This is a genomic window from Imperialibacter sp. (assembly GCF_040222815.1).
Classification (GTDB): domain Bacteria; phylum Bacteroidota; class Bacteroidia; order Cytophagales; family Cyclobacteriaceae; genus Imperialibacter.
The window spans coordinates 252530-265603 of sequence record NZ_JAVKCH010000057.1 but is presented as its reverse complement, the minus strand read 5'-3'; the positions used below and the strand labels follow the sequence as shown (position 1 = coordinate 265603).

General features: G+C 46.3%; 11 protein-coding genes. 7 read left to right on the top strand and 4 right to left on the bottom strand.

Translation table 11 applies throughout. The features are described from left to right. Positions 1 to 303: 303 nt before the first annotated feature. Positions 304 to 1125: a hypothetical protein gene (locus RIF36_RS27205; protein ID WP_350122072.1), complete on the bottom strand. Its 822-nt coding sequence runs from the start codon at positions 1123 to 1125 to the stop codon at positions 304 to 306. A gap of 254 nt (positions 1126 to 1379) precedes the next feature. Here RIF36_RS27205 and RIF36_RS27200 point away from each other — a divergent pair, with 254 nt between their 5' ends. From RIF36_RS27200 to RIF36_RS27190, 3 genes are read left to right on the top strand one after another with little or no spacing between them, the layout of a single operon-like run. Next, positions 1380 to 2819 carry an aldehyde dehydrogenase family protein gene (locus RIF36_RS27200; RefSeq protein WP_350122074.1) on the top strand — a complete coding sequence of 480 codons (1440 nt, stop codon included), beginning with the start codon at positions 1380 to 1382 and terminating at the stop codon, positions 2817 to 2819. Between the two features lies 1 nt (position 2820). Further along, the gene (locus RIF36_RS27195) at positions 2821 to 4797 is read left to right on the top strand and encodes an FAD-dependent oxidoreductase (protein ID WP_350122076.1); all 1977 of its coding nucleotides are present in this window, start codon (positions 2821 to 2823) and stop codon (positions 4795 to 4797) included. Positions 4798 to 4857: 60 nt separating this feature from the next. Further along, entirely contained in the window at positions 4858 to 5259 is a 402-nt protein-coding gene (locus RIF36_RS27190) for a hypothetical protein (protein WP_350072761.1), read from the top strand. On the opposite strand, the gene RIF36_RS27185 is transcribed toward RIF36_RS27190, so the two are convergent. Together RIF36_RS27185 and uvrA are read right to left on the bottom strand one after the other, a co-directional pair. Continuing rightward, positions 5260 to 6306 carry an alcohol dehydrogenase family protein gene (locus RIF36_RS27185; protein ID WP_350072763.1) on the bottom strand — a complete coding sequence of 349 codons (1047 nt, stop codon included), beginning with the start codon at positions 6304 to 6306 and terminating at the stop codon, positions 5260 to 5262. It abuts the gene before it with no gap. 7 nt (positions 6307 to 6313) lie between these two features. Continuing rightward, a complete protein-coding gene (gene uvrA / locus RIF36_RS27180) occupies positions 6314 to 9139 on the bottom strand; it encodes an excinuclease ABC subunit UvrA (RefSeq protein WP_350122078.1) in 2826 nt (941 codons plus the stop codon). A 277-nt stretch (positions 9140 to 9416) separates the two neighbouring features. On the opposite strand from uvrA, the gene RIF36_RS27175 reads away from it, so the two are divergent. From RIF36_RS27175 to RIF36_RS27160, 4 genes are read left to right on the top strand one after another with little or no spacing between them, the layout of a single operon-like run. Then, the gene (locus RIF36_RS27175; protein ID WP_317489080.1) at positions 9417 to 10016 is read left to right on the top strand and encodes an RNA polymerase sigma factor; all 600 of its coding nucleotides are present in this window, start codon (positions 9417 to 9419) and stop codon (positions 10014 to 10016) included. Beyond that, entirely contained in the window at positions 9991 to 10230 is a 240-nt protein-coding gene (locus tag RIF36_RS27170) for an anti-sigma factor (protein ID WP_350072766.1), read from the top strand. The genes RIF36_RS27175 and RIF36_RS27170 overlap by 26 nt, the downstream gene beginning before the upstream one ends. 10 nt (positions 10231 to 10240) lie before the next feature. Next, entirely contained in the window at positions 10241 to 10891 is a 651-nt protein-coding gene (gene nth, locus RIF36_RS27165) for an endonuclease III (protein ID WP_350122080.1), read from the top strand. Positions 10892 to 10894: 3 nt separating this feature from the next. Further along, complete coding sequence (locus RIF36_RS27160; RefSeq protein ID WP_350122082.1) at positions 10895 to 12055, top strand: glycosyltransferase family 4 protein; 1161 nt, start codon at positions 10895 to 10897, stop codon at positions 12053 to 12055. Here the strand turns inward: RIF36_RS27160 and gldB are convergent. Then, complete coding sequence (gldB, locus tag RIF36_RS27155) at positions 12052 to 13041, bottom strand: gliding motility lipoprotein GldB (RefSeq protein WP_350122084.1); 990 nt, start codon at positions 13039 to 13041, stop codon at positions 12052 to 12054. The genes RIF36_RS27160 and gldB overlap by 4 nt on opposite strands. Between the last annotated feature and the right edge of the window lie 33 nt (positions 13042 to 13074).

Below are 13074 nucleotides of genomic sequence, written 5' to 3'. Positions count from 1 at the left end.
TCGACTTTAGATAAAATCAAAAATGCCCGGCTTCGTCCGGGCATTTTTATTTGGCACCTCTGGTGAAAGCTGCTATGAGAAAAAGCAACTGCGCTGAGATTCTTACCAAAATCTAACTCACCGCAGCCCCCTCAAAACACTTCCTGGGAACTTTTCAAATGCTAGGTGTATCATCGTTTTAAAAAATGTCAGTCATAGATACATATTGTCTCGATAGAGGGAGGCAAAATTTCCTGATGGGAGGGGCTTGAGAGGCAGTCCAGGGGTTGACTAAAGCAAGGAGCTTAACCTTACGGCAGCACTTTATTTACTAGCAAGCAATTCGCTTTGTCCCCGGAAGTAATCTCTTACATTCGAAATACGATCAGACGGGTAAAGAAAATATGACTTGTCTACCAAAGCAACAGCCTTTACGATCTCTTTGGCATTCCAGGCTGCAATGGCCCTGTTGTAGTAGTTAAGCCCAGCTAACTGCTTTTTGGTAAGCATGCTGTTCTGAATATAACTTTTCTGGCCGCTTCTGGTATTCGACGAAATGCCCGATATGCTCTGACGCTGTGCGCTGAGATACTCTCTTTCTTTCTCCTGTATTTCATTTTGAGAAGAAATAAACCCGGCAATAGGGTCTGTAGATTCAAACAAGAAGTCTTTCCCTGCTGTGTTGATCTTTAAATAGATGTGGTAATCCGTTTCCACCAAATTCACCTCGTACCCCAAATCAGTGAGGTACAAAAAGTAAAGCGATGTAGCAGTGAGGCAATCATACTGTCCGGTCTCGAATTGATCTGCAAGACTCACATACTGCTCATAGTTTTTCAGCTCCTTCCGGTGAACCCTGTAGAAAAAGAATTTCAAGAACTGTTCTTCGTTCTTGTATTTCCGTTGCTGACTTTGATAGAAAGCAAGATTGGTTTCGTAGGTGGTTAAGTCAGATTCGGCACGTTGTTGATCAACTGACTCATCGGCAACCAGTAACAAACTCAAAGCTGGTTCGCTGGAGGTATTGAACAGTACCTTTTCTTCAAACTCTGAATGAAAACGCAAATCAGACACACTAATCCCCTGACCGAAGCTTATTGAAGCCCATCCGGTTAGAAGAATAAGTATGTAAACTCTTTTGCTCATCAGTTATTTTCTATTAACTCTTATCTAAATACGAGACGACATAACATAAAGTTAACATTAAATTAATACAACGTATGCCTCTCTCAGCTTTTTTCGACGAATTCGTCGGAGTAGTGGATAAATGTCCTTTGATCTGACGCCACACATAGTTCAATGTTACGTTAATGTTACCAAAAATAGTTTTTGATTATCTTCCGGTAGACAATGAGGCTTATTTGTGGTAATTTGTTAGTAAGGATTAACACCACCTGAAATTGATAGACGAGAAACACCAAACAAAAACGCTTGACTTTGATCTGTCCGAGGTCTTTTTGCAACAGTCACAGAAAGCTCTTTTGCTCAGGAAAGAAAGCTACAAGCTGAGAATTGACCGGCTGAAAAAGATCAAGGCATGGATACTTGCCAACAAGGCGAAAATTCGTGATGCCGTATACAGCGACTTCAAAAAGCCTGGCTTTGAAGCTGACCTCTCTGAAACCTTTGTTGTGCTGGCAGACATCAATCTGGCACTGAAAAGTCTTAAAAAATGGACAAGACCTACATCATTGCCTGCCGGGCTAACCTATTTCGGCTCTTCTGCATCTGTCGTCTACGAGCCGAAAGGCGTTTGCTTAATTATTTCTCCATGGAATTATCCGTTCAATTTATGCATAGGGCCGTTGGTTTCGGCTATTGCTGCGGGCAACACCGCTATTATAAAACCATCTGAATTGACTCCCAACACCTCGAAGCTTATTGCGAAAATGGCAGGCGAGTTGTTTCCCCGGGAGGAAGTGGCGGTGTATCAGGGTGGGCCTGAAGTAACCCAACAACTTCTTCGGCTTCCCTTCAATCACATTTTTTTTACCGGAAGCTCGGCTGTAGGCAAAATAGTGATGGAGGCAGCAGCCAAAAATCTAAGCTCGGTAACACTTGAATTGGGAGGTAAATCTCCCGTTGTGATTGATGAAACAGCAGATTTGAAAGACGCTGCGAAAAAAATCGTCTGGGGAAAACTTCTTAACTGTGGCCAAACTTGTGTGTCACCCGACTACCTCTTCATTCACGAAGGCGTAAAGGAACCGTTTTTACACCACATGAAGCATTTTCTGGATGTCCTTTTCAAGCAACCTGAGGAAAGTTTTAAAGAATCGCCTAACTACGCCCGAATCATCAATAAAAAACACTATCACCGGCTATGTGAGGCCTTGAGCACGGCCATAGAGGACGGGGCGAGCCTTGTTTGCGGTGGCGACGTTGATGAAACTGACAACTTCATTTCTCCTACCGTCCTCGACAATGTGCCTCTTCACACCACGCTAATGAGAGAAGAGATTTTCGGGCCTATCCTTCCGGTTAATACGTTCAAAAATCATGACGAAGTCATCCAATACATCAACAAACAACCCAAAGCCTTGTCGCTTTATCTGTTTTCGAAGGATAAGCGCATTCAAAAAAGGTATAGACTGGAAACCTCGTCAGGAACAGCTTGTGTGAATGACGTGGTAGTCCAGTTCCAGCACCCGCACCTTCCCTTTGGCGGAGTGAACGAAAGTGGTATCGGCAAGTCTCATGGACATTTTGGGTTTCTGGCCTTTTCAAATGAAAAAGCCTGGTTGAAACAAAGGATCGGTTTTACGTCAGCCAAATTGCTCTATCCACCTTATTCAGCTTCAAAAAAGAGTATTCTCGATATCCTTATGAAGTATTTCTGAAATGACGCTTACAGAAAGACAGTGCAGCATTTTGGAGGAAGTGGCCAACACCTTCATCGCTCCCCACAACACAAGTGGCGAGCATAAAGGTTTTTGGTCCTCGAAAGGAGCCGACAGGGTTGCCCCAGGCCAAATTGCGGAGGTGATTGCATCCCAGCCCCGGCCTGCACGTGAGGAATTTACCCAGCTACTGAAAATATTGGACAGCAACTTGCTCGGCATGACCTGGGCGGGGCCTATGAAGAGGTTTCTGGATCTGACTTTTCAACAAAGAGAAAAACTTTTCGTCACCTGGTCCAATAGCCCTGTAAAAAAGCTCCGGAAGGCATTCTCATCTCTCAAAAAACTTTCAACTTTCATCTATTTCAGCTCCACCGAAGATGGTTACCACCCCGACTTCAAGGCCATTCAGTATCCCGGCCCGCTGCTGGGCGATGCAGACAAACTCCCCCGACTTGCGGTATTGCAGATTGACAAGGATAGTATCCTAACCTGCGAGGTACTCGTGATTGGTAGCGGTGCTGGAGGCGGCGTTATTGCGGGCGAGCTGGCCGGCTCAGGCAAAGACGTTATCATCGCCGACAAAGGCCCCTACCTGCACGGCGTTGACTTCTCTCAGGAGGAGGGTAAGATGATTGAGACGTTGTACGACGGGAAGGGTGCCATCACGTCCTCCGACGGTCAGGTGAGTATTTTTGCTGGTAGCTGCGTAGGCGGTGGCACTACCGTCAACTGGGCTGGTAGCTTTAGAACGCCTGACTATATTCTTAAGGAATGGGCCAGTGAACATGGCTTGCCTTTCTTCCAGTCAGCATCGTTTCGGGATAGCCTAAATGCAGTAGCAACTGATATAAGCGTTAACACCAACTATCAGCTTCACAACCTGCAAAACCAACTTCTGTTGGAAGGCTCCCAAAAGTTAGGCCAGCAAGTTGAACTGATTCCAAGAAATGAGTGGCAACCATCCGAAGAAGATTTTCGAAAGCTTGGCTTTAGCAGCCTGGGGGACAGGTACGGGATTAAGCAAGGCACCGCTCAGACTTATATTCGAAAAGCTGTAAATGCGGGAGCACGCCTTCTTTCGAAATGCCAAATTGAAAAAATATCGATAAAAAATGGGAGAGCAATTGGTGCCGAAGCGGTTTACTATTCACCTGAAGGCCAAAAGAAAAAGGTCTTTATACATGCCGAAAAAATTGTAGCGGCCGCCGGGGCAATTCAGACCCCAGCGTTGCTGAAAAGAAGTGGGCTCAAAGATGAGCACATAGGAAGACACCTTTACCTTCACCCCACCGTAGGTATTAGTGCCACCTACGCTCAAAAATCAGAAGCCTGGTTTGGGCCAATGATGTCTGTAGTCAATGATCAGTTCGCCCGGTCGGATGGCAACTACGGCTTCAAGCTTGAGACACCGCCCACTCATCCCGGCCTCATTGCCATGTCTCTTCCCTGGTCAGGTGCCCACCAATTCAAAGAAGACATATTGAAGGCATCGCACATTGCTTCTTTCATAGCCATTGTACGAGACAAGTTTCCTGGATACATCACTATCGACAAGGAAGGCCAACCCATTGTGCATTACAAACTTCACGGGTTCGATTTGAAGCACCTCATCAAAGGGATGGAAGAAGCGAGCAGGCTTCATTTTGCCAACGATTGTAAGCAAATTATTTATCCGCATTTCGGTAATCATCGCTTTAATAATACAGGCAAACGAGCCGATCTAGAAAAGTTTGTCCACAACCTGCCCGTCTGGGGCTGGAGGCCAAATCAATTTTCGCTGTACAGTGCACATCAAATGGGCACCTGCCGAATGGGGGAAGATAAAAAGACTCACCCAACAGCACCTGATGGCGGCCTGTATGAGGTTCCAAACATCTACATTGGCGATGGGTCAGCTTTCCCGTCGGCTAGTGGCGTGAACCCCATGCTGAGCATTATGGCTCTTGCCCATCACACTGCTCAGGGGCTAAAATAGATGCGTGCAAAAGCAATTCCATTTTTATAATTTCGTTCGTCCAATTGTGATCAAAACCATATGCGCAGTCTTTTAAAATACTCCACCATACTTGTTGCCCTTACCTTTACCTTCTGCTCTGAAGGTGACAAAACCCAAAGGGCCCTTCAGGGAAAATGGAAAGCCAACTGGACAACGAGCAAAGAGGCCTTCCCCGATGTGAGCGATGACATTGCCATGACCATGGAAGGGTGGATTGAATTCAACAACGACGAAGTAACTATCACGGCCTATGGTTACCCTGGCTGCATATTTTCGGCAGACACACTTGAGCACTCGCAAAAATGGGCTATGAGGAACGATACGCTGGAGCTACTCAATGAAGACGACTTACATGGAATAGTCTACTTAATGAAAGAGAAGTCTGATGACCATATCCAATTGGTATTGATGGGTGACATCTTTCTGGATCTCACCAGATAATCAATTGTGCAGAATGATCTTTAGGCTCTTATCCAGCTTCTGATCAAAAATTCTATACCCCTCTACCCCTTGCGCCAAGGGCAGTCTGTGAGATATGATTGCAGAAAGGTCAATTTGCTGATCACTAAGCAACGGAAGCAGTTTTGACATGTAGTGCCTGGCCGGGCACCTGCCCGTCTTGTAAGTAATGTTCTTGTTGTAGGCATCAACTGGCGAAAAGGTGAAGTTGGTGGCAGTATGCACACCCACAGATGAAATAATTCCACCAGGGCGCACCACATCGAAAGCCAATTGTTGCGCAGAAGGGTTCCCTACAACTTCCATCACAGCATCGGCTCCAATTCCTTTGGTTTGCTCAAGAATGAATTCCTTAACATCGGTTTTTGACAAGTCCACCGCCGTGGCACCATACCTCTCAGCGATAGCCAGGCGTGCCGGTACACTGTCCACGGCCCAAATTTCATCCGCTCCCTGTATTTTTGCTGCCAGAATAGCCATCAACCCAACAGGGCCACATCCCAGCACAACATACTTCCCACCTGGTCTGACGCCAGCGTTCTCAGCACAAAAGTAACCGGTGCTGAAGATGTCGCCGGTGAGCAATACCTGTTCTTCGCTAAGACCTTCAGGAGATTTAACCAGCGTACTATCGGCAAGTGGCACTCTTACATACTCCGCCTGTGCTCCGTGCAACCCATGGCCGTGCTCTACCCAACCATAAAGCTGCCCTTGTTGGCATCTGCATGTAAGACCAATTTTGCAGAAATAACATACACCACAACTCGTCGTGAAAGGGCTTACCACCCTGTCGCCATTTTTAAGGCCAGTGACAGCACTTCCAATCTCCACCACCTCCCCGACAAACTCATGGCCCATGACAGTTCCGTAATCCAGCCCCTTTTCGTGTTCCCGATAGACATGCAAATCGGAACCACAAATAGCAGTGAGCGCTACTTTTACAATCACATCTGTTGGATGAATGATCGATGGATCCGTAACCGTTTCAAAGCTCAGCTTCTCCTTTCCCTGAAATGTGATTGCTTTCATCGGGCTCTTAGTTAAGCTTTTCCTTCAAATATTGAGCCGTGTGGTTATCCTTCAGCTTCACCATGTCTTCCGGCAAGCCAGCAAACCCAATGGTGCCGCCATCAATTCCGCCCTCCGGGCCAATATCTATGATCCAATCGGCATTTTTCACAATCTCCATGTTGTGCTCGATAATAAGCACTGAATTCCCCTGGTTCACTAAAGCATTGAGTGCGTCGAGTAGCTTTTTAATGTCATGAAAGTGAAGGCCAGTGGTGGGTTCGTCAAAAATGAAGAGAATGTGCTCGCTGCTGCCAGCATTTCGCTTTCCGATGAAAGAAGCCAGCTTCACTCTCTGCGCTTCACCGCCCGAAAGTGAGTTAGACGATTGCCCCAGCTTCACATAGCCAAGCCCCACCTCAAACAGCGGCTTCATTTTGTTGACTATTCCCGGCTTGTCCGAGAAAAAGCTGATGCTTTCCTCTACCGTCAGATCAAGCACCTCGGCAATGTCCTTGTCTTTGTATTTTACTTCCAGCACCTCGTCTTTGAAGCGCTTACCATGACAGGTATCGCACAACAGGCGAATATCTGCCATAAACTGCATTTCAATTTTTACCTCCCCCTCTCCCTGGCAGGTTTCGCAACGGCCACCTTCCACATTGAAAGAGAAGCTAGCAGGTTTCAGGCCTCTTTGCTTAGCAAGTGGTTGTTCCGAAAACAGCTGGCGGATCACGTCGTACGCTTTCACGTAGGTCACAGGATTGGATCGTGACGACTTGCCGATGGGGTTCTGGTCTACGAACTCTATCTGTGTAATCCGTTTGTAATCTCCTTCAAGCTTGTCAAACTTACCGGTTGCCTCGTTCACAGTGCCGAGTATTTTCCCTATTGCCGGGTAAAGAATTCTTTTTACCAAAGTCGACTTGCCTGATCCGCTCACCCCAGTCACCACCGTCATCACGCCAAGCGGCAGCTCCATCTTCACGTTCTTGAGGTTGTTTTCTCTGGCTCCGGAAATCAATACCGACTCATTCCACTTTCGCCTCTTCTTGGGTACCTCAATCACATCTCTGCCGTTCAGAAAACGGGCTGTATGAGATACGTCCTCTGTTAGTATCTCCGCCCAGCCGCCCTGAAACACAAGCTCGCCTCCATGGCTGCCAGCTCCAGGCCCAATATCAATAATTTGGTCGGCTGCTTTCATCACCTCCTCCTCGTGCTCCACCACTATTACAGAGTTCCCCAGATTGCGAAGGGTTAGCAGCACTTCAATAAGCCTTGAGGTATCTCTGGGATGCAGGCCGATGCTCGGTTCATCCAAAATATACATGGAACCCACTAGTGCACTGCCGAGTGACGTGGCCAGCTTTATTCGTTGAAATTCTCCTCCCGAAAGTGTGCTGGTCAAGCGATTGAGAGTTAAATAACCAAGGCCTACCTGATCCAAGTAAGTCAGCCTGTTGATTATCTCTGTTAATATGCGTTTGCTCACCTTTCTGTCGTGCTCCGACAGTTCAAGGCCTTGCAAAACTTGCAACACCTGTGAGACTGGCATCAGTACCAGGTCGGTAATAGAGTGGCCGTCGATTCTCACATAGGCCGCATCTTTCCGCAGCCTGGTACCTCTGCAGTCAGGACACACAGTTCTGCCTCTGTACCTACTGAGCATCACCCTGTACTGAATCTTATGAGTTTGCCCCTCCAGGTACTTAAAAAAGGCGTCAAGCCCGTCAAAGTATTTGTTGCCCGTCCACAGCAACTGGTACTGCTCGGGTGTCAGCTCGTTAACTGCCCTATGGATGGGGTAGTCAAACCTGATCCCATTTTTCAAAAGGGGTTGTGCCCAGGCCTGCATGGTTTCGCCACGCCACGGGGCCACCGCTCCCTCATACACGGACATACTCTTGTCTGGAATTACCAGGTCTTCGTCGATACCAAGAATTTTTCCAAAACCCTCGCAGGTTCTACAGGCTCCGTATGGGTTATTGAAGCTAAACAGGTTGACACTTGGTTCTTCAAACCGGATGCCATCAAGCTCAAACTTATCTGAAAACTCACGCCTCCCCACTCCCAGCACATCCACATAGCAGGTTCCTTCTCCTTCGAAAAAAGCCGTTTGTATGGAATCTGAAAGCCTGTACTGGTTGTCTTCATCTTCTGGCTGTGCCGACGCCCGGTCGATAAGTATTTCAAGTTTCTCAGGCTTTTCCAGACCCTCTTTTTTCTCCACCAAATCTTCAATTTGAAGTATCTCTCCATCGAGAACCAATCGGGTGTATCCTTTACTAAGCAAAATCCGAAATTCATCATCCAGGCTCCTCTCCGTTTTCAAACGCAACGGGCAAGTGATTACCAGCTTCGCCCCAGCCTTGTGACTATATATCCAGTCCACTACGTCGGTAACCGAATCTCTTCGAACCACCTCACCACTTACTGGCGAATAGGTCACTCCTATCCTGGCGAACAACAGCTTCATGTAGTCGTAAATCTCCGTTGTTGTCCCAACAGTCGACCGTGGGTTGCGGGTATTCACCTTTTGTTCGATAGCAATCGCCGGGGAAACTCCTTTTATGTACTCCACCTCAGGCTTCTCCATCCGACCTAAAAACTGTCTGGCATAGGAGCTAAGGCTTTCTACATATTTTCTTTGCCCCTCCGCAAAAAGAGTGTCGAATGCCAGAGAAGACTTGCCTGACCCGGACAGCCCCGTGATGACCACGAGCTTGTTTCTCGGAATGGCGACGCTAACATTCTTCAGGTTATTTACTTTGGCACCCTTTATGATGATATACTTACGTGGGTCAAGGTCATCAAAGGCTACTGCCTTGTCATTCAATATGCTTACTTCCATTTATTCCGGGGGGTATTACAACGCAAACTTAAGTCTATAATGGTGAATTGCAGTTCAATTGTTTCATTTAAGGTAAACCAAGATAAACGAAGCTTATCCACACATTATTATCTATACAAAACTTTTGTGCAAAAAATTTTTATGTGCGGAAATGAATGACTAAAATTCACATCTTAACATAGAAATAATAGTGCACGAAGCACATAGGATTAACCACTTTAAACCTCTAACTGTTACAATATGGCATAAACCTCTACGTTACTAAAAGTGAAGTTTGATGAGCAAGAATGAAATTAGTGACAGCCAATTAGTAACGCTGTACAGAAACGGGGACGAAGAAGCCTTTAGTACACTGTTAAACAGGCACAAGAACAGAGTTTATACAACGATTTATTTAATTGTAAAAGACCGTTATGTGGCTGAAGATTTATTGCAGGATTCATTTATAAAGGCCGTTAAGACGATTAAGTCTGGCCGGTATAATGAAGAAGGAAAGTTCCTGCCATGGATACTTCGAATAGCCCATAATTTGGCCATAGATTATTTTCGAAAGGAGAAGCGCTACCCTGTGGTAGTGATGGAGGATGGCTCCAAGGTATTCAACACCCTTGAGTTTGCTGAAGATCCGATCGAGAATAAACAGATTAAGATGGAAACCCATCAAATGCTCCGGCAGTTGATACAGGAGTTGCCCGAGGCTCAGAAGGAAGTATTGATTATGCGTCATTACATGCAGATGAGCTTTCAGGACATTGCTGATTCAACGGGTGTTAGTATCAACACCGCTCTGGGCAGAATGCGGTATGCTCTCATTAATCTGAGGAAGAGAATGCAGCAAACAAGTATAGCCTATGACAAAAACATTTACAGAAAATGACCTGATACGGTATGTATATGGAGAGACTTCAGAAATAGAAAATAACGAAATCGAAAGTGCTTTGCTATGCGATAGTGAAGTGCAGGAACAGTTTGCTCAACTGCTGGAGATTACTCAGCAGCTGAGCGGCGTCAATTATTTTCCTTCTGAAAACTCGGTGAAAAACATCCTTGATAAAGCCAAAGAACTAAATTTGCAGTCTATCGCTAAATAGTGAGAGACTAATGACACGCAAAGAGCGCTACGAGGCTTTTATAAATTTCTTTACTGAGCACTTTCCTGAACCAGAAACGGAGTTGCACTATGGCACCCCGTTCGAGTTACTGGTGGCAGTGGTTCTGAGTGCCCAGTGCACAGACAAAAGGATCAACCTGGTAACGCCTGCTCTTTTCAAGGATTTCCCGACGCCTGCCCACCTGGCCGCCACTACTTTCGACGAGCTTTTTCCCTATATAAGAAGTGTGTCGTATCCCAATAACAAGACCAAGCACCTGATTGGATTAGGGAAAAAGCTCGTGGAGTCTTTCAATTCGGAAGTTCCGGGTACAATCGAGGATCTTCAAACCCTCCCGGGTGTGGGGAGAAAAACTGCTAACGTTATAGCATCGGTGATATACAATCAGCCTACCATGGCTGTGGACACCCACGTCTTTCGGGTATCGAAGCGGCTGGGGCTAGTGACAAAATCTGCCAACACACCACTCGAAGTAGAGAAACAGCTTGTAAAATACATTCCTGAAGAACACATTCCAAAAGCCCACCACTGGTTGATTCTGCACGGCAGATATACGTGTCTGGCCCGGACTCCAAAATGTGAGGAATGCGCCATCGCCTCCTTTTGCAGCTACTACGAAACCTCGCTGAAGCAGCGCTGAGCCATGCGGGTCATCGTTCTTCATCAGTACTATAAAATGCCTGAAGAAGGCAGAGGCATCCGTTCCTGGTATCTGTGCAGGGCTTTGAAGGACGCTGGTCATGAGGTGGAGGTAGTGACTGCCTGGAACAAAAAGGAGAAAAAGACGACATCAACGAATGGGTATCCGGTTCATTATCTACCCATTCATTACTCTAACGAGCTAGCTGTCAGCAGCAGGGTTTGGTCGTTCCTGCGGTTTTCGCTTTCTGCCTTCAAAAAAGTTAACTCACTACAAAAACCAGACTTCCTTTACGCCATAAGCACGCCACTGAGTGTGGGCATGCTGGCGAAACTGATGCATTGGACAAAGGGTATTCCGTATTTTTTTGAAGTCGGCGACCTTTGGCCCGATGTGCCAGCACAAATGGGGTATTTGCGCAATCCGCTATTGATTCGAATCCTAAAGAGCCTGGAGCTCTCCATCTACCAATCGGCGAAAGGCATTGTGGCCATGAGCCCGGCAATGTTGGACTATTTTAACGACATGGGCTACGGAAAAAAAACTATTTGCGTCACTAATTTTTCTGACCTTTCTCTTACCAACGCCCTCTCGCATGAGAGAGAACAGACAGACCGTTTTACTGTCGCCTACGTGGGCACTTTGGGCAAAGCAAACCACCTTAGCTACCTGATTGATTTGGCTGAAGAAGCTCAAAAAAGAAACTTGAAAAATTTCCAGTGCATTATCATGGGAGAAGGCGCGGAGGAGCCCCTGCTAAAGAAAATGATCGTTGATAGAGGGCTTTTTAATGTTTCGCTTTTTCCACACTCCAGTAAGAAGGCCGCTATAGGTGTGCTCAAAAGTGCTTCGATGGCCTATTTGTCTTTTGGGCCATATGACAAGTTATGGACGGGCAGTCCGAACAAGTACTTCGATGCCCTGGCAATTGGAAAACCCATCCTCTGCAATTTCGGCGGATGGATCGGTGATGAAATCACAGATAAAAAATGCGGAGTTGTTTACAGCCCTTTTGATCCCCAATCATTTTTTGATGTCAACTGGGCATCGCTTCAGGCGGATGATACACTTAAAAAAATGGGCGAAAATGCCCAGGAACTAGCTCAAAAGAGCTATGCTCTTGACAAACAGATTCCAAAGTGGCTAACGTTCCTCAGCCGCTAGTGTGGATTCGGCCTGTATTTAGATAGCGTAAAAATCTTCTTCGGATCATCTTCCTCCATGAGTTCCTGCAAGGTAACCTTCGGATTGTTCTTCATATAGGACCTTACTATTTCCCAGCCCACCCAGGCACCGATACGTCCCGGGCATTTTTCCCCTATCTCATACACATTTGGCCGCTCTCCCATGAACTTGTTGATGAGCTTAGGCTCAGTTTCATATAGCAGTTGGTTTTGAACAAAATTTGCCCAGACCACGTCTTCATTCTTGTGCACCTCTCTCAGCTCCTCCTCCGAAAACCCGATGATAATAGAATCGGGTGCGCACGGCACCATTCGCTCCGTAAAATAATAGGTTTTCCCTGCGGTTATCATTTCATTGAGTAACGTGTTATCCCCGTAGTCGACCTTGTTGTAGTAGTGGGATAAAAAGAAAAACGAAGCTGGAACTATATAATCCGGCTTAAAACGGCGGGCAATGTAGGCTGGTACATTGTCGGGTTTGTACTTTGAGTCGTTTCCGATGAAAAAATCCAGCCCGATGACCAGCAGGCTGTCCGAAAAATAGATGTCCCGGTAAAAACCCGTGACCATGGTTTGCACTTTCGGCGTTTTAGAGGTTGGGTAATAATATTTGAGGTGCTGAAACGCAGAAACATACTGTAACTCCAGCCAACCTATATCTCCAAATTTCCTGTCGACTTCCATCTGCAATGAATCGAGGTGAGGGATTAGCCTGATCATTTGATTGGCCAGCACACTGTCGGACGGATACTGATTGGCATCCAAAAAATAGTCCGCTAACGTCGGATTGCCCTCAAGGAACGCTCTCACCTCACCAGAAGTAGTGGACTCAAATAGCGGAACTTCCTTCCTTTCAATGGAAACCTCCATGGGTATTGCAGCTATTTCGGGATCGATCTCACATTCCTTGTTTTCGCAAGCAGCGAAGGCAAAGAAAATGAGTAGAAATGCATAATTTCGATTCATCGTATCAACTTTGGACTAAAACTATTGATTATC

Coding starts and splice junctions, on each gene's coding strand:
- RIF36_RS27205 (WP_350122072.1), bottom strand. CDS start 1,125: ATGAGCAAAAGAGTTTACATACTTATTCTTCTAACCGGATGGGCTTCA.
- RIF36_RS27195 (WP_350122076.1), top strand. CDS start 2,821: ATGACGCTTACAGAAAGACAGTGCAGCATTTTGGAGGAAGTGGCCAAC.
- RIF36_RS27190 (WP_350072761.1), top strand. CDS start 4,858: ATGCGCAGTCTTTTAAAATACTCCACCATACTTGTTGCCCTTACCTTT.
- RIF36_RS27185 (WP_350072763.1), bottom strand. CDS start 6,306: ATGAAAGCAATCACATTTCAGGGAAAGGAGAAGCTGAGCTTTGAAACG.
- uvrA (WP_350122078.1), bottom strand. CDS start 9,139: ATGGAAGTAAGCATATTGAATGACAAGGCAGTAGCCTTTGATGACCTT.
- RIF36_RS27175 (WP_317489080.1), top strand. CDS start 9,417: ATGAGCAAGAATGAAATTAGTGACAGCCAATTAGTAACGCTGTACAGA.
- RIF36_RS27170 (WP_350072766.1), top strand. CDS start 9,991: ATGACAAAAACATTTACAGAAAATGACCTGATACGGTATGTATATGGA.
- nth (WP_350122080.1), top strand. CDS start 10,241: ATGACACGCAAAGAGCGCTACGAGGCTTTTATAAATTTCTTTACTGAG.
- RIF36_RS27160 (WP_350122082.1), top strand. CDS start 10,895: ATGCGGGTCATCGTTCTTCATCAGTACTATAAAATGCCTGAAGAAGGC.
- gldB (WP_350122084.1), bottom strand. CDS start 13,041: ATGAATCGAAATTATGCATTTCTACTCATTTTCTTTGCCTTCGCTGCT.